Annotated in this window: 18 protein-coding genes; 12 read left to right on the top strand and 6 right to left on the bottom strand. The window is 71.1% G+C overall.

The window, feature by feature from the left end:
- Positions 1-7 precede the first annotated feature (7 nt).
- Complete coding sequence (gene gshB, locus J3S20_RS03245) at positions 8-958, top strand: glutathione synthase (RefSeq protein WP_216834558.1); 951 nt, start codon at positions 8-10, stop codon at positions 956-958.
- Between the two features lie 78 nt (positions 959-1036).
- On the opposite strand, the gene J3S20_RS03250 is transcribed toward gshB, so the two are convergent.
- From J3S20_RS03250 to J3S20_RS03260, 3 genes are all read right to left on the bottom strand, one after another.
- The gene (locus J3S20_RS03250) at positions 1037-1288 is read right to left on the bottom strand and encodes a GlsB/YeaQ/YmgE family stress response membrane protein (RefSeq protein ID WP_216834560.1); all 252 of its coding nucleotides are present in this window, start codon (positions 1286-1288) and stop codon (positions 1037-1039) included.
- 217 nt (positions 1289-1505) lie between these two features.
- Entirely contained in the window at positions 1506-2147 is a 642-nt protein-coding gene (locus tag J3S20_RS03255; RefSeq protein ID WP_216834562.1) for a transglycosylase SLT domain-containing protein, read from the bottom strand.
- 31 nt (positions 2148-2178) lie between these two features.
- The gene (locus tag J3S20_RS03260; protein WP_216834564.1) at positions 2179-2400 is read right to left on the bottom strand and encodes a hypothetical protein; all 222 of its coding nucleotides are present in this window, start codon (positions 2398-2400) and stop codon (positions 2179-2181) included.
- Between the two features lie 354 nt (positions 2401-2754).
- Between J3S20_RS03260 and hrcA the strand changes: the two genes are divergently transcribed.
- The 6 genes from hrcA (at position 2755) to J3S20_RS03290 (ending at position 7270) form a co-directional block, all read left to right on the top strand.
- Positions 2755-3813, top strand: coding sequence for a heat-inducible transcriptional repressor HrcA (gene hrcA, locus J3S20_RS03265; protein WP_216834566.1), 1059 nt, complete (start codon positions 2755-2757; stop codon positions 3811-3813).
- Between the two features lie 65 nt (positions 3814-3878).
- A complete protein-coding gene (locus J3S20_RS03270) occupies positions 3879-5312 on the top strand; it encodes a LutB/LldF family L-lactate oxidation iron-sulfur protein (RefSeq protein ID WP_216834568.1) in 1434 nt (477 codons plus the stop codon).
- Entirely contained in the window at positions 5309-5551 is a 243-nt protein-coding gene (locus J3S20_RS03275; RefSeq protein ID WP_216834570.1) for a hypothetical protein, read from the top strand. The genes J3S20_RS03270 and J3S20_RS03275 overlap by 4 nt, the downstream gene beginning before the upstream one ends.
- Positions 5548-6315 carry a LutC/YkgG family protein gene (locus J3S20_RS03280; RefSeq protein WP_216834572.1) on the top strand — a complete coding sequence of 256 codons (768 nt, stop codon included), beginning with the start codon at positions 5548-5550 and terminating at the stop codon, positions 6313-6315. Before J3S20_RS03275 ends, J3S20_RS03280 begins: the two co-directional genes overlap by 4 nt.
- An 8-nt stretch (positions 6316-6323) precedes the next feature.
- Positions 6324-6875 carry a Smr/MutS family protein gene (locus J3S20_RS03285; RefSeq protein ID WP_216834575.1) on the top strand — a complete coding sequence of 184 codons (552 nt, stop codon included), beginning with the start codon at positions 6324-6326 and terminating at the stop codon, positions 6873-6875.
- Positions 6872-7270: a helix-turn-helix domain-containing protein gene (locus tag J3S20_RS03290; protein WP_216834577.1), complete on the top strand. Its 399-nt coding sequence runs from the start codon at positions 6872-6874 to the stop codon at positions 7268-7270. The genes J3S20_RS03285 and J3S20_RS03290 overlap by 4 nt, the downstream gene beginning before the upstream one ends.
- 150 nt (positions 7271-7420) lie before the next feature.
- Here the strand turns inward: J3S20_RS03290 and J3S20_RS03295 are convergent, their stop codons facing one another.
- Positions 7421-8470, bottom strand: coding sequence for an NAD/NADP octopine/nopaline dehydrogenase family protein (locus tag J3S20_RS03295; protein WP_216834579.1), 1050 nt, complete (start codon positions 8468-8470; stop codon positions 7421-7423).
- Positions 8471-8727: 257 nt separating this feature from the next.
- Between J3S20_RS03295 and J3S20_RS30720 the strand changes: the two genes are divergently transcribed.
- From J3S20_RS30720 to J3S20_RS03320, 5 genes are all read left to right on the top strand, one after another.
- Positions 8728-9687: a lysophospholipid acyltransferase family protein gene (locus J3S20_RS30720; RefSeq protein WP_216834581.1), complete on the top strand. Its 960-nt coding sequence runs from the start codon at positions 8728-8730 to the stop codon at positions 9685-9687.
- Between the two features lie 192 nt (positions 9688-9879).
- Positions 9880-11298: a tRNA (N6-isopentenyl adenosine(37)-C2)-methylthiotransferase MiaB gene (gene miaB, locus J3S20_RS03305; protein WP_216834583.1), complete on the top strand. Its 1419-nt coding sequence runs from the start codon at positions 9880-9882 to the stop codon at positions 11296-11298.
- Positions 11295-12335 carry a PhoH family protein gene (locus tag J3S20_RS03310; protein WP_408872048.1) on the top strand — a complete coding sequence of 347 codons (1041 nt, stop codon included), beginning with the start codon at positions 11295-11297 and terminating at the stop codon, positions 12333-12335. The genes miaB and J3S20_RS03310 overlap by 4 nt, the downstream gene beginning before the upstream one ends.
- 109 nt (positions 12336-12444) lie before the next feature.
- Entirely contained in the window at positions 12445-12921 is a 477-nt protein-coding gene (gene ybeY, locus J3S20_RS03315) for an rRNA maturation RNase YbeY (protein ID WP_246602244.1), read from the top strand.
- Positions 12918-13856, top strand: a complete 939-nt coding sequence (locus tag J3S20_RS03320; RefSeq protein ID WP_216834587.1) for a hemolysin family protein — start codon at positions 12918-12920, stop codon at positions 13854-13856. The genes ybeY and J3S20_RS03320 overlap by 4 nt, the downstream gene beginning before the upstream one ends.
- Positions 13857-14000: 144 nt before the next feature.
- Here J3S20_RS03320 and glf read toward each other — a convergent pair whose 3' ends face one another.
- Both glf and J3S20_RS03330 read right to left on the bottom strand, forming a co-directional pair.
- Positions 14001-15167, bottom strand: a complete 1167-nt coding sequence (gene glf, locus J3S20_RS03325) for a UDP-galactopyranose mutase (protein WP_216834589.1) — start codon at positions 15165-15167, stop codon at positions 14001-14003.
- Complete coding sequence (locus J3S20_RS03330; protein ID WP_216834592.1) at positions 15160-16266, bottom strand: glycosyltransferase; 1107 nt, start codon at positions 16264-16266, stop codon at positions 15160-15162. The genes glf and J3S20_RS03330 overlap by 8 nt, the downstream gene beginning before the upstream one ends.
- Positions 16267-16272: the final 6 nt, after the last annotated feature.

Below are 16272 nucleotides of genomic sequence, written 5' to 3' on the forward strand. Positions count from 1 at the left end.
TCCCCGCATGGCGCGCAGCCTCAAGGTCGCGGTCCAGATGGACCCCATCGCCTCCATCAACATCGACGGCGACAGCACCTTCGCCATGATGCTGGAAGCCCAGGCCCGCGGCCACGCGCTGTGGCACTACCATGTGCGGGACCTGGCGCTGCTGGGCGGCCGGGTGCTGGCGCAGGCCCAGCCTGTGGAGGTGCGCCGGGTGAAGGGCGACCACTTCACCCTGGGCGCGACCGAGGAGCTGGACCTCGGCCAGGTGGACGTGGTGCTGATGCGCCAGGACCCGCCCTTCGACATGGCCTACATCACCGCCACGCACATCCTGGAGCATATCCACCCCAGGACCCTGGTGGTGAACGACCCGGCCAGCGTCCGCAACGCGCCCGAGAAGCTCTACGTCACCCATTTCCCGGAGCTGATGCCGGAGACGCTGGTGACGGCCGATGTCGGCCAGATCCGCAAATTCCGCCAGAAGCACGGCGACATCATCATCAAGCCCCTGTTCGGCAATGGCGGCGCCGGCGTCTTCCACCTGCGCCCCGACGATCCCAACATGAATGCCTTGGTCGAAATGTTCACCGAGCGGTCGCGGGAGCCGCTGGTGATCCAGAAATACGTCCCCGCGGTGCGGGAGGGCGACAAGCGGATCATCCTGGTGGATGGCGAGGCCATGGGCGCCATCAACCGCGTGCCGGCGGCCGGCGAGGCGCGGTCCAACATGCATGTCGGCGGCAAGGCCACCCAGACCATCATGACCGACCGCGAGAAGGAGATCTGCGCCGCCATCGGGCCGGAGCTGCGGGCGCGCGGCATGATCTTCGTCGGCATCGACGTGATCGGCGGCTATTTGACCGAGATCAACGTCACCAGCCCCACCGGCCTGCAGGAGATCGCGCGCTTCGACGGCATCCACCTGGAACGCGCCATCTGGGATGCGATCGAGGCCAAGGTCTCGCGCTGAAACGCGAAAGGGGCCCATCCAGCGCGGATGGACCCCTTTCCACGACGCACGTCCTTCGCCCCGGCTGGGGCGAAACCGTCAGGCGCGCCGGCCGGCGATGGCCCGGTAGATCGCCAGCACGATCACCGCGCCGACCACCGCGCCGATGAAGCCCGCCCCCTCGCCCGCCCGGTACCAGCCGACCGCCTGGCCCAGCCAGGTCGCCACGACAGCGCCCAGGATGCCGAGCAGGATGGTGATGATGAAGCCGCCCGGATCGCGGCCGGGCATGAGGAATTTTGCCAGGGCACCGGCCAGGAAGCCGATGATGATCGTCCAGATGAAACCCATGTCCCGTCGCTCCGCGTGATGCCGTTGTAAGCGCGGAAGGAGCCTCGGGTTCCCTGGGCCGGTGGACGGTTGGGGCCGGGATGCGGCCGGCGAGGGATTTTTCGTGCTGGGCAGGAAGACAGCGGAGCCGATGGCTTTCCATCGGCGAGCATGGTGGACAGCCCCCAGCGCGGAAAAGCGCCGCCGGACGCGCCCGCAGCCCAACCGTCCACAGGCCCTATCTCCTGCACGTCAGGCGCGGCCGCGCGCCGGCGCCGGGCGGGATCACCAGCCGGGCCCGCAGCCCGGGCGCGCAAAGCCCCGAAACGGCGGCCGGCGGCAGCGCGGTGCCCTGCGCCACCCGCACCCGCTGGTGATAGGCCAGGCCCCGCCCCGGCTCCATGGAATGGTACTGCGCCACCGCCTCCGCCCAGCTCGCCGTGCGGCCACGCAGCTCCCGCAGGAAGCGCACCGCATAGGCGACGTTGGTCGGCGGGTGGAAGGCCTGCTCCAGCTCCGGGAAGGCCGCGGGGTGGTAGAACAGGTTCACCTGCATGCAGCCGACATCGACGGAGCGCTGGCCGGCCTCGCGCAGCGCCTCCACCTTCGCCACCGCCTCCGCCGCCGTTTCGGGGAACAGGCTCTCGCCCCCGGCATTCAGCGCGAAGGGCCAGGGCGCGCTGCCGCCGCCGGGGCGGGCGCGGCTGCTTTCGACCCGGGCGATGGCCAGCAGCAGCCCATCCGGGATGCCGCTCCGCGCCTCCGCCGCCGCGATGGCGCGGGTGCAGGCGGTCCAGGGGTCCTCGGGCGGGGCGGCCGGCTGTGCGGCGGCCGGGGCGGCCCCGATCAGCAGCGCGGTGAACAGGAAAAGGCGCAGCATGCCGCCACCTGCCGGCGCATGGCCGGCCGCGTCAACCTTGCTGGGATGGCAATGCCGCGATCGGCAGGGTCAGGAAGAATTCGGGCTCCGGCGGCCCGACCAGCAGCAGCAGCCCCAGCCCGACCGCGGCGGTGGAGGCCAGCAGCAGCGCCACCAGGCGCGCTGCGCCGCGCACCGGCGCCACCAGCAGGGAGGAGAGCAGCCCCGCCCCGCCCGCCAGCAGCAGGGAGGCCGCCGTGAACATCGCCGTCATGCCCGCCCGCCCGCGCCTGCCGGCTGCAACGGCGCCAGCCAGCTGCCCAGCAGCCGCGCCCAAAGCCCGATGTCCTTCCGCCTTGCCATGCCCCCGACCTCCTCGCCTCGGGCGGCATTCCAGCGCCCTGTCGTAACCGGGGAATGGCACGATCGTGTCGAAACCTTGCCGGTGCCGACGGCGGGGCCTGCTACCAGGCCTTGCGGCAGGCGCCCCGCGACATGACCTTAGGGCATGGGCAAGGTTGACCGCGCACCATGCCGGACCCTAGCCTATTCCTTGAATCTTAACGGTTTGGGACACGCCCCCATGGGTCCAATCACCAGGCCGCCGCGCCCCACCGGGGCGCCCGCGATGAGCCATTCCATCACCTCCATCCCGCTGCCACCGGGACTGGACGACCGCAGCGCCGCGATTTTTCGCGAGCTGGTGGAGACTTATGTCGCGACCGGGGAGCCGGTGGGGTCTCGCACCCTGTCGCGCCGCCTGCCGCAGGCCCTGTCGCCGGCCACCATCCGCAATGTCATGGCGGATCTGGAGGATGCCGGGCTGCTGTTTGCCCCCCACACCTCCGCCGGCCGCCTGCCGACCGAGCGCGGCCTCCGCCTGTTCGTCGACGGCCTGCTGCAATTCGGCGTGCTGCCGGAGGAGGAGCGGGACGCCATCGCCGCCCGCTGCGCCGCCGGCGGGCGTTCCCTGCAGGAAACGCTCGGCGAGGCCAGCCAGATGCTCTCGGGCCTCGCCGGCGCCGCGGGGCTGGTGGTGGCGCCGAAGCGGGAAGCGCCGGTGCGGCACATCGAATTCGTGGCGCTCGGCACCGGCCGCGCTTTGGTGGTGCTGGTGACGGCCGATGGCCAGGTGGAGAACCGCGTCATCGAGGTGCCGCTCGGCCTGCCGCCCTCCGCCCTGCAGCAGGCCAGCAACTACCTGAACGCCCGCCTGTCCGGCCGCACGCTGGAGGAGACCCGCGGCACGGTGGCGGAGGAGATCGCCGCCAACCGCACCGCGCTGGATGCCCTGACCAACCAGGTGATCGAGGCCGGGCTCGGCACCTGGTCCGGCGGCGCCGGCGGATCGCTGATCCTGCGCGGCCAGGCGAAGCTGCTGCAGAACCTGGACCACGCCCAGCGGGTGCAGGAGATCCAGGCGCTGTTCGAGCGGCTGGAGGCGCAGGAGACCATGCTGCGCCTGCTGGACCTGGCCCAGCGCGGGGAGGGGGTGCAGATCTTCATCGGTGCCGAGAGCGGGCTGTTCGACAGCGCCGGGCTGTCGATGGTGGTCTCGCCCTTCCGCAACGGGGCGGAGCAGATCGTGGGCGCCATCGGCGTGATCGGGCCGACGCGGATCAATTACGGGCGGATCATCCCGGTGGTGGATTACACGGCGCGGGTGATCGGGCGGCTGCTGGGGTAGCCCAGCAGCCGAGGCTGCACGGATCGGCTTTTCCCGCTATATCAGCAGCAAGCAGGAGAGCGCCCGTGGTCCACATCACCTCCCCCGCCTTCAAGGCGAATGCCGCCCGCGCCCTGGCCGATGCCGGGCTGCAGAAGGCGCTCGACCGCAGCAAGGGCACCTCGCACGGCAAGCGCGCCGCGGCGGTCGCCGCCCTGCCGGAATTCGAGCGGCTGCGGGAGATCGGCCGCGACATCAAGAACCACACCCTGGCGAACCTGGATTTCTACCTGGAGGCCTATGCGGCCCAGGTCGAGCGCGCCGGCGGCACGGTCCACTGGTGCTCGACCGCCGACGAAGCCCGCGCGGCCGTCCTGAAGATCTGCCGCGACAAGGGTGCGCGCACGGTCACCAAGGGCAAGTCGATGATCTCCGAGGAGCTCGGCATCAACGACCACCTCGAAGCCCATGGCATCGAGCCGGTGGAGACCGACCTCGGCGAATACATCCTTCAAATTCGCAAGGAGCCGCCGAGCCACATCATCGGCCCGGCCTTTCACCTGAACCGGGAGGACTGGGAAAAGACCTTCCGGGAGATCCATACGGAGCTGCCGAAGGACCGCGTCTTCCATGAGCGCAGCGACATCATGGCGGAAGCCCGCACCAAGCTGCGGTCGCGCTTCCTGGCGGCGGATGTCGGCATCACCGGCGCCAATTTCCTGATCGCCGAGACCGGCTCCTCCGTCATCGTCACCAACGAAGGCAATGGCGACCTGACGCAGACCCTGCCGAAAACCCACATCGTGCTGGCCAGCATCGAAAAGGTGGTGCCGACGCTGGAGGATGCGACCAGCCTGCTGCGCCTGCTCGCCCGCTCCGCCACCGGCCAGGATTTTTCCGTCTACACCACCTTCTCCACCGGCATCCGGCGCGAGGGCGATCTCGATGGGCCTGAGGACTACCATGTGGTCCTGATCGACAATGGCCGGTCGAACATGATCGGCACCGATTTCCAGGAGATGCTGCGCTGCATCCGCTGCGCCGCTTGCATGAACCACTGCCCGGTCTATGGCGTGACCGGCGGGCACGCCTATGGCTGGGTCTATCCGGGCCCGATGGGCAGCGTGCTGACGCCCACGCTGATCGGCATCGACAAGGCCGGCAACCTGCCGAACGCCTCCACCTTCTGCGGCAAGTGCGAAAGCGTCTGCCCGGTGAAGATCCCCCTGCCGAAGCTGATGCGGCATTGGCGGGAGCGGGAATTCGAGCGGCATCTGTCGCCGCAATCCGTCCGCTCGGGCCTCGGCTTCTGGGCCTGGTTCGCCAAGCGGCCCACGGCCTATCGCCTGGCCACGAAGCTTGGCATCGGCGCGCTGGGGCTGCTCGGCCGCGGCAAGGGCGCTTTCAAATCCCTGCCGCTCGCCGGCGGCTGGACCGCGGGGCGGGACCTGCCGGCGCCCGAGCCGGGCGGCACCTTCATGGCGCGCTACCAGGCCCAGCAGCGGGGGGGCCGCCGATGAGCCGCGACCCCATGCTGCCGGCGGGCGAGGAGGCGGAGCGCATCCACGGCTACCGCTTCCCCGAAAATGCCCCGACCCGCACCGCGCCGCGCCCCACCGGCACGCTGGAAGAAATCTATGCCCGCATCGACGCGGACACGCCCGCGGCGCGGCTGAACGAGGATCTGGACCGGATCGAGGAAGCCCTGGCCAAGCTGGAACAGGCGGTGCGGGACGCGATGGAAGACGAACAGCGATGAGCAAGGACGCCATCCTGGGCGCCATCCGCCGCGGCCTGAAGCGCGGCCCGCTGCCGGCGGACCAGCAGGCCATGCTGGCCGGCCGCATCGCCACCCATCCGCGCCACCTCATCCCCGCCCGGTCCCGCCTGCCGCGCGCCGAGCAGATCGCGCTGTTCATCCGCAATGTGGAAAAGGAATTCGGCACGGTCGAGCGCGTGCCGGACCACGCCGCCATCCCCGCCGCCGTAGCGGACTACCTGGCCGCGCAGAACCTGCCGTCGCGCATCGTCATGGCGCCGCATCCCGACCTCACCGGGATCGACTGGTCCACCCGCCCGATGCTGGAGCGGGAGGCGCGGCGGGCGCAGGATGGCGATGCCGTCTCCCTCCAGCATGCCTGGGCCGGCATCGCGGAGACCGGCACGCTGGTGCTGCCCTCCGGCGCGGAACGCCCGACCACGCTGAACCTGCTGCCCGATACGGAAATCGCCGTGCTGCGCGCCTCCGACGTGGTCGGCGCCTATGAGGAGGCCTGGGACCGGCTGCGGGCGGGGGCACAGGATTCGCTGACCGGCGGCTTCATGCCGCGCAACATCATGCTGGTCACCGGCCCCTCCCGCTCCGCCGATATCGAGCAGACGCTGGAGCTCGGCGCGCATGGCCCGCGCCGCCTGCATATCCTGCTGGTGGAGGACGAGCCGGCGCCCCGCATGGAAAGCCCCGCCGAGGCGCGGGCCGAGGCCACCACCCAGCCGGGCGCCCCCGCCGCCCCGGGCGATTGAGACAGGCCATGCGCGAAAAGCGGCTGAACCAGGCCGACCTCGCGCTGTGGCGCGCCTTCACCGCGGAGATCCGGCCGCTGTTTGGCCATCAGCGCCCGCCCGCGCCGCCCGCCCCCGCGGCACCGGCACCGGAGCCCCCGGCCCAGCTCGCCATCGCGCCCGCGCCCAAGAAGCCAGCCCGGCCGCTGCCGCCGCCCGAGATCCGGGTGGGGGAGGTGCCGGGCGGGCTCGACCGCAAGCGCTGGCAGGCGCTGCGCCGCGGCGATATGCGGGCGGAGCGCACGCTGGACCTGCACGGCCGCCGGGTGGCGGAGGCGCATCTGGTTTTTCGTGCGTTTCTGCACCGCGCGGCCGCCGAAGGCGTGCGCACCGTGACGGTGGTGACCGGCAAGGGCCCGCAGCCGGAGGGCGGCATTCTGCAGCGCGAACTGCCGCACTGGCTGAACGACCCCGACATGCGCCCCCTGGTGCTCGGCGCCGCGCATCCGCACCCCACGAATTCCGGTGCCGTGAACCTGCTGCTGCGCCGTCGCCGCACCAATACGCCGACACGGCGATGACCCCCTTCGGCGCAAGGCTTCGCATGCTGCGACGCCAGCGGCGGGTGACGCTGAAGGACATGGCGACCCACCTCCAGGTCTCCTCCGCCTATCTCTCCGCGCTCGAACACGGCCATCGCGGCCGGCCCTCGGCCGGGCTGGTGCACCAGGTGAACGAGTTCTTCGGCCTGATCTGGGACGAGGCGGAGGCGCTGTCGGAACTCGCGAAACTCTCCCATCCGCGCGTCACGCTGGACACCGCCGGGCTGACGCCGGAGGCGACGGCGCTGGCCAATCGCCTGGCCGAGGGCATCCACCGGCTGAGCCCGCAGACTGTGGCCGCGATGCACGGGCTGCTGGACCGGGAAGTGCCGGCCGGGGAGAAGCCGCGGCTGCGGCGGGCGGCGGGACGGTAGGGGGCGCGGTCCCGGCCCCCACCCCGACCAGCCTTCGGCGTCGCGGCAGTGCCGCAACCCCCCGTGAACGGGGGAGGGGGCAGTACCCTCTCCCGTTTACGGGGGAGGGTGGCCGCGCAGCGGCCGGGTGGGGGCCCGCCCGCCCGCCCCCTACCGCGCGTGCCCGTCCCGCAGCAGCGCCGGCAGCTTCTGCAGGTCGAGCCCTTCCAACAAATCGTCGGCGGACAGGCTGCTGCCCGTCATCGCCTCCAGCACCGCCACCGCCGCCTGGGTCATCGGCATCGGCAGGCCGCGCGCCGCCCCCAGGCGCAGCCACAGCGCCAGGCCATAGGTGACGCTGACCGCCAGCTGCGCCACGTCCAGCCCGCGCAGGCCGGGGGTGGGGCGCGCGGCGGCCAAGGCGCGGGCCATGACGGGCAGCGGGCCCTGCGGCACGCCGCCGCGGCGATGCAGCGCGGCGGCCAGGCTCGGCACCGCATGGCCATAGGCGGTGGCCAGCGCCAGCCGCTCCGCATCCAGCCGCTCCGCCAGGCGGCAGATGGCGGGCGTCATGCGGCCATGCTGGTCCCAATCCTCCCCGGCCTCGATCCGGGTGACGTTGCCCAGCGCGAGCGCCGCCTGCAGCACCGGCTCATGCGCCGCCAGCGCCGTGCCCAGCGCGTCGCCCAGCGGCAGGAAGTCCATGCCGAAGAGATCTGTGCAAAGCCGCGCCAGGGGTTCGGCGGCGGCGGCGGGAATGCTGGCGAGCTCCACCCGCTCCGGCAGGGCCAGGATGCGCAGCTCGTCGCCGGACAGGCGCTCCGCCACCACCGGCGGCGTGGCCAGGGCGCCGATCGGGGCGCGGCGGCCGGCGCGGGCCAGCAGCCGGTCCAGCAGCAGCGGCGCCAGCGAATGGCTGGGCGCCAGCAGCACCGGCACGCCCTCGGCCAGCATCGGCACGATGCGGCGCAGCACCGGGCCCAGCGCATGCGGCGGCACGCTGACCAGCACGGCGTCGGCCCCGGCCAGGGCGCGGGCGACATCGACCGCCACATCCACCCGCGCGGTGCCGGAGATCACGCCCTGCACCGCCAGGCTGCTGCCGATGCCATGCGTGCCGCCGCCGCGCGGCGACCACAGCGCCGCCCGATGCCCCCGGCTGACGGCCAGCGCCGCCGCCCCCGGCCCCACCGCACCCGCCCCCAGGACAGCCAGGCGCATGCGGGTCAGGCCGCGGGGCGCGGCGCCGCGCGGCGCCGGAAAGAGGGCGGGATCAGCGTCATGAGGCGGACCTTACAGGGGCTTGCAGGGTTCCGCACCCTGCCGTGACCCGCGGCGGTGCACAACGCGGCCGGTGCGGCATGACGGTGCCCTGCCCGCCACCGGCGCGACAAAAGATGCGGAGCCGGTCCGGTGTTCACGGGATGGTCGTCAAGCCTTCATTGCCCTGCCTTGGATCGCTGTCTTAATGCTTCTCCATGCAGGCAACCGCTCGACTGACCGCGCCCGAGGTGCTTCGCCCGCGCAAGCTGCTGCGGCGCAAGCCCATCCAATTCTCCGCCTCGGACCCGGAAGGGCTCTGGGGGGATGTGCTGGGCCTGCGGCCCCTTGGCGGGCGCTTCCGGGCGGTGCGCCGGCTGGTCTCCCTGCTGCTCTGGACCCTGGTCGCCATCCCGATCCAGGCCCTGCTGCTGCTGCTGCCGGGCCGCGGCCACATCGCCTTCGCCCGGGTCTATCACCGCACCCTCTGCGCCCTGATGGGGCTGCGCATCCAGGTGGTGGGGGAGCCGGCGAAGCAGGCACCCGTGCTCTTCGTCTCGAACCATTCCTCCTGGCTCGATGTCCTGGTGCTCGGCGCGACGCTGGAGGCGGCCTTCGTCGGCAAGTCCGAGATCGAGGGCTGGCCGCTGATCCGCACCGTGGCAAAGCTCGGCCGCACCGTCTTCGTCAGCCGCAAGCGCACCGGCACGAAGGGGGAGGCCGATGCCATCCGTTCCCGCCTGGCCGAGGGCGACAGCCTGATCCTGTTCCCGGAGGGCACGACCAGCGATGGCGGCCGCGTGCTGCCCTTCCGCAGCGCCTTTCTCTCCGTCGCCGATACCGCGCGGGTGGTGCAGCCGGTCTCCGTGGTCTTCGACCGGCTGGGCGGCCTGCCGGCCTGCCGCCGCGACCGGCCGCTGTTTGCCTGGTACGGCGACACGGACATCTTCACCCATTTCTGGCGACTGGCGCGCCGCCCGGGCGGGCGGGCCACCATCATCCTGCATGCGCCGCTGCAGGCCGCGGACTGGCCGGACCGCAAGGCGCTGACCGCGGCCTGCGCCGGGGTGGTGGCGGATTCCTGCGCCACCCTGCGGCAGAACCGCCCGGCCCTGCCGCTGCGCGCCCCGGCGCCGCCGCGGCCGCGCCAGCCGGCGGCCGAGCTGCTGCCCGCGTGAAGCCCGGGCGGGCCATGGGCTGCGCTTCCCGCTTGACCCGGCGCGGCGCGATCCCGCAGCCTGCCGCGGTGGAGCAAAAGACCTTCCTGGCCGCGGGCCAGAAGCGCCTCGCTTGACCCGGGCGCGCGGCCTGCGCAAATCCCCCGCTTCCCTCCGCCCGGCCCAGGGCGGGGCGGCGGAGTATGGCCCGGAATGAAGCCTGAAGACCTGGATCGGCCTGGCCCCCCCAGGCGATTGTTCATCCGCAGCTGGGGCTGCCAGATGAACGTCTATGACAGCGGCCGCATGGCCGATGTGCTGGCCCCGCTCGGCTATGCGCCGACCGAGACGCCGGAAGACGCCGACATGGTGGTGCTGAACACCTGCCATATCCGGGAGAAGGCGAGCGAGAAGCTGTTCTCCGAGCTCGGCCGGCTGCGCGTGCTGAAGCAGGCGAAGGAACAGTCGGGCCAGCGGATGATCCTGGCGGTGGCCGGCTGCGTCGCCCAGGCGGAGGGCGCCGAGATCACCGCCCGCGCCCCCTATGTGGACCTGGTGCTCGGCCCGCAGAGCTATCACCGGCTGCCCGAAATGGTCGCCCGCATCAGCCGCGCCACCGGCTCCGTCATCGAGACGGACTTTCCGGCCGAACAGAAATTCGACTTCCTGCCGGATTCCACCACGCCCCAGGGCGTCACCGCCTTCCTCACCATCCAGGAGGGCTGCGACAAGTTCTGTTCCTTCTGCGTCGTCCCCTACACCCGCGGCAGCGAATACTCCCGATCTGCCTCCGCCGTGCTGGCGGAGGCGAAGCGCCTGGTGGCGCAGGGAGCGCGGGAGATTGCGCTGCTCGGCCAGAATGTGAATGCCTGGCATGGGGAGGGGCTTTCGGGCGGCAGCTGGTCGCTCGACCGGCTGTTGCTGGAATTGGCGGAAATCCCGGGCCTGGCGCGGCTGCGCTACACCACCAGCCATCCGCGCGACATGGACGATGCGCTGATCGCCGCCCACGGCCGCATCCCGCAGCTGATGCCCTTCCTGCACCTGCCGGTGCAGTCGGGGTCGGACCGCATGCTCCAGGCCATGAATCGCGGCCACAAGGCGGATCTCTACCGCGGCATCGCCGACAGGCTGCGGCAGGCGCGGCCGGATATCGCCCTGTCCTCCGACTTCATCGCCGGCCATCCGGGGGAGAGCGAGGCGGACCACCAGGCCACCCTGAAGCTGATTGCGGATGTCGGCTTCGCGCTCTCCTATTCCTTCAAATACTCCCCCCGCCCCGGCACGCCCGCGGCGACCGCCGGCCTGCAGGTGGCGGAAGCCGAGAAGGACCGCCGGCTGCAGGAAATCCAGGCCCTGCTGCGGGAACAGCAGGATGCCTTCAACCGGTCCTGCGTCGGGCAGGTCTGCGATGTACTGGTGACCGGCGCCGGCCGGCACGAAGGCCAGTTCGCCGGCCGCTCGCCCTGGCTGCAGCCGGTGCATGGCCTTGGTTCGGCGGCCATGACGGGCCAGATGGTGCGGGCGACCGTCACCGCCGCCCTGCCCAATTCGCTATCCGTCCGCCTCGAGGGGAATGAGGCGCTCGGTCCTCCGTCGCAAACGCCCCGTCAGGAGAAGGCCGCCGCTTGAACACACCCCCCGCCGCGCTCAGCCTCCGCCCCCCGCCGCGCCCCGCCCTTCCGCGGGACAACAACACGCAGCGTGTCGTCACCATGCAATTCGACGACAACCAGCTGCTGCCGCTGCTCTATGGTGAGCACGACCGGAACCTGGCGCGGATGGAAATCCGCCTCGGCGTCCGCCTCGGCAGCCGCGGCAACCGATTGACCATCACCGGCACGCCGGAACGCGCCGATGTGGCGGAAGCGGCGCTGATGGCGCTGTGGCGCAGATTGCAGAAGGGGGAGCCGGTGGGCAGCGCGGAGGTGGAGGCGGCGATGCGGATGGCGGAGGGGGTGCAGGAGTCCGACCCCCGGCTGCCGCTGCAGGACCTGCCGGCGATCCGCACCCGCAAGGGCGCCATCGCGCCCCGCACGCCGGCCCAGGCCGCCTATATCGACGCGCTGGCGCGCAACGAGATGGTCTTCGGCGTCGGCCCCGCCGGCACCGGCAAGACCTACCTCGCCGTGGCGCAGGGCGTGGCCCTGCTGCAGGCCGGCCGCGTCGACCGCATCGTGCTGTCCCGCCCGGCCGTCGAGGCCGGCGAGAAGCTCGGCTACCTGCCGGGCGACCTGAAGGAGAAGGTCGATCCCTATCTCCGCCCGCTCTATGACGCGCTGCACGACATGATGCCGGCCGAACAGCTCACCCGCCGCATGGCGGCCGGGGAGATCGAGGTGGCGCCGCTCGCCTTCATGCGCGGCCGGACGCTGGCCCATTGCTACGCCATCCTGGACGAGGCGCAGAACACCACCGCGGCCCAGATGAAGATGTTCCTCACCCGCATGGGCGAGGGCAGCCGCATGGTGATCACCGGCGACCCCACCCAGGTGGACCTGCCGCCGGGCCAGCGTTCGGGCCTCGCGGAGGCGCTTTCCATCCTCGAAGGGGTGGAGGGTATCACCGTGGCGAGATTTGCCGAGGAAGATGTGGTAAGGCATCCCTTGGTTGCGCGCATCGTCGCCGCCTATGGTCGCATGGACCAGGCGGCGCGCGGGCGCGGATGAATGGTGTACGGCGACGGCCCCCGCGCAGGGGGTCGCCGCCGGGGGCATTTGGAGAGCGATGGAACCGTTAAGTAGTCATCCCGGCCGGGGCAAGCCTGCCAGGGCCGGGATGCAAAGCGAGGCGCCGGACATCACCGTCGTGCTCGCCACCCAGGCCTGGCGCGCCGCCGTGCATCGGCCGGAAGCGCTGGCCCGCCGCGCCGTGACCGCGGCCCTTCGGGAAGCCGGCGCGGCCGGCGCCGTCACCGTCCTGCTGACCGACGATGCCGAGGTCAAGCGTCTCAATTCCGGGCATCGCGACAAGGCCAAGCCGACCAATGTGCTGTCCTTCCCAGGCGGCATGCCAGGGCATCTGGGCGATATCGCCCTGGCTCTCGGCGTGGTGCGGCGCGAAGCGCGGGAGGCCGGTCGGAAGGCCGCCGACCACCTGGCGCATCTGGTGGCCCACGGCGCCCTGCACCTGGCCGGGCACGACCACCTGGACGCCGGCGAGGCGCGGCGCATGGAACAGGCGGAGGCGCGCGTGATGCGCCGCCTCGGCCGCCCCAACCCCTGGAAGGAGGGCCGGGGACGGCCAGCGACATGAGCGGCAACGGAGACCACGAGACCCAGGCTTCCCCGCTCGAGCGGCGCAACAGCCTGCTCTGGCGGATCCAGGGCCTGCTGCGCCGCCGTACCGCGGATACCGTCCGCGACCAGGTGGAGGAGCTGCTGGAGGGTCGGCAGGAGGAAGGCGCACCGCACGCGCCGGACGGCATCGGCGGCGGGCTGGACCTGAACGAGCGCGCGCTGCTCGGCAATGTGCTTCGGCTGCGCGACAAGGCGGCCTATGACGTGATGGTGCCGCGCGCCGATATCCTGGCGATGCCGGAGGACCTGACGCTCGACCAGGCCATCCGCCTGATCCAGCGCGAGGGCCATAGCCGCTTCCCGGTCTATCGGGAGAACCTCGATGACATCGTCGGCATGGTCCATATCAAGGACGTCTTCGCCGCGGTGGGCCGGGACCCCGCGAGCTTCTCGCTGAAGGCCATCCTACGCCGTCCGCTTTTCGTCGTGCCCACCATCCCGGTGCTGGACCTGCTGCTGCAGATGCGCGCGGCGCGGATCCACATGGCGCTGGTGGTGGACGAATACGGCGGCATCGACGGGCTGGTGACCATCGAGGACCTGGTCGAGACCATCGTCGGCGATATCTCGGACGAGCATGACGAGGTCGCGCCCGCGACCATCCAGGACCGCCCGGACGGCACGGTCGAGCTCGACGCCCGCACCACGGTGGAGGCCTTCGAGCAGAAGTTCGGCGCGGTGCTGACCGAGGAGGAGCGCAGCGCGGATATCGACACGGTCGGCGGGCTGATCTTCACGCTTGCCGGCCGGGTGCCCGCGCGGGGCGAGCTGATCTCCCACCCCTCCGGCCTGGAATTCCGCGTGCTGGACGCGGATCCGCGTCGCATCCGGCGGCTGCGCGTACGGCGCCCGGGCGCGGCGGGCGAGCCGACGCGACAGGCGGCGGAATGAAAAATCCCTCTCCCCTGGACGGGGGAGAGGGCTCCTAAAGCACCATCGGTTCACACTGAATCAGTGTGAACCAATTTCGTGCTTTAGAAACAATAGCTTCTACAGCACGAGATCTGTCCATTCGGACAGATCGTGCTGTAGACCTCAGTCGCCCGCGGCGACCCTGGCGGCGATCTCGTCGTTCACCGGCGCCGGCGGCACCACCTTCTGGATCCGCTCGAAGGTCGCCAGCGCCTGACCGACCACCTGGTCCATGTTGTAGTAGCGATAGGTCGCCAGCCGGCCGACGAACCAGGTGTCGCGCTCGGCATCCGCCAGCGCCTCATACCTCTTGTACAGCGCCTGGTTCTCCGGCCGGGGGATCGGGTAGTAGGGGTCGCCCTCGGCTGCCGGAAACTCGTAGGTCACGCTGGTCTTCGGATGCACCTGGCCGGTCAGGTGCTTGTATTCGGAGACGCGTGTGAAGGGCGTGGCTTCCGCCGGGTGGTTCACCGTGCCGGTCGGCAGCGCCTGCTGCTGGTCCAGCGTCTCATGCTGGAAGCGCAGGCTGCGATAGGGCAGGCGGCCATGGCGATGGCCGAAATACTCGTCCACCGGGCCGGTCCAGATCACGCGACGGAAGCTGAAGCGCCTGCGCGCCTCGGCGAAGTCCACGCCGGTGCGCACCGTGATGTTCGGGTGATTCAGCATCTTCGCGAACATCGCGGTATAGCCGTCCCGCGGCATCGCCTGGAACTTGTCGGTGAAGTAGCGATCGTCGCGATTGGTGCGCGTCGGCACGCGGGCGGTGACGGACTTGTCCAGTTCGCTGGGGTCCAACGCCCATTGCTTGCGCGTGTAGCCGCGGAAGAACAGCTCGTACAATTCGCGGCCGACCTTTCCGACGACCACATCCTCGCTCGAGCGCACCACATCCACCTGCTCCGCCCGCTCGGCGAACCAGGCTTCCAGCTGGTCCTCGGTCAGGTCCAGCCCGTAGAGCTTGTTGATGGTGTCGAGGTTGATCGGCATCGGCACCCGCACCGCCTCGCCGGTGGTGGGGCTCACCACCTCGGCCAGCACGCGATGCTCATAGGGGCGCCAGGCGGTGAACTTCGACAGATGCGCGAAGACCGCCTCGCTGTTCGTGTGGAAGATATGCGGGCCGTAGCGATGGATCAGCACCCCGGCGGCATCCAGGTGGTCATAGGCATTGCCGCCGATATGCTCGCGCTTGTCGATGACCAGCACGCGGTCGCCACGCTCGGCGGCCAGGCGTTCCGCAAGGATGGAGCCGGCAAAGCCGGCACCGACGACGAGCCAATCAAACATGAGCCACCCCCGTTGCCTCAGCGACCGCGGGCAGGATGCCGGCGGCCGGTCGTCCGGCCTGATGGCTGAAGGCCGCGGCCTCTGCCTGGATCAGCGCCTGCATCCGTTCCCAGGTCAGGTCCCAGGAATTCTCCGCCAGCCGCGCATCGACGCGGGCCAGGAACGGCGCGCGCTTCTGCCGCAGCAGCCGCTCAGCCTGCTCGGCCAGCTCCGCCGCGCTGGTGACGATCTCGACCAGCCCGGCCTCGCCATAGTCGCGCACCACGTCGACCACCGGCGTGGACAGCACCGGCAGGCCGGCCGCCAGGAATTCCGGCGTCTTGGTCGGGCTGATGAAGCGCGTGCTCTCGTTCAGCGCGAAGGGCATGAAGCCCAGGTCCCAATGCGCCAGATAGGCCGGCAGCTCCGTGTAGCTGCGGCCGCCGAGCCAATGCAGGTTGGGCCCCTGCGGCAGGCTGGCCGGGTCGATCTTCACCACCGGGCCCAGCATCACCAGCTGCCAGTCCCGCCGCAGCGCGGCGAAGGCGGCCACCAGCTCCAGGTCCATCCGCTCGTCGATCACGCCGAAGAAGCCGATGCGCGGCCGGCCGATGCCGGCCATCGATTCCGGTTCCGGCAGCCCGCTGCGGGCCTGGCCGAAATGCGCGGTATCGATGGAGGAGGGGAAGCAATGCACCTGCGGGTGCCGGTCCTGCTTCGCCTCATACAGGCTGCGGCCGCCGGTGAAGACCAGGTCGGCCCGCTCCAGCAGCCGGCGCTCCATCTCCAGCATGGCCGGCGGCGCGCCGCGAAAGGCGGAAAGCTCGTCCATGCAGTCATAGACCGTGACATCGGGCTTCAGGTGGTCGGCAAAGCCCAGCGCCATCGGCGTGTAGAACCAGGCGACCAGTGGCTGGCCGGCGCGTTCCGCCAGCAGCCCATCCAGCAGGCTGCGTTGCGCGGCCAGCCTGGCCTGCTCATCCATCCCCGGCGGCAGCACCGGCACGGCGCGCAGCACGCCGCCCGGCTCCTGCGTCAGATCCAGCCGCGGGGCGGGAACCTCGCCGGCCACCGGCTCCTCGAAGAAGATCACCTCATGGTCCCGCGCGGCACGCGTCATCAGATG

This window comes from Falsiroseomonas tokyonensis (genome assembly GCF_019024325.1).
Taxonomy (GTDB): domain Bacteria; phylum Pseudomonadota; class Alphaproteobacteria; order Acetobacterales; family Acetobacteraceae; genus Falsiroseomonas; species Falsiroseomonas tokyonensis.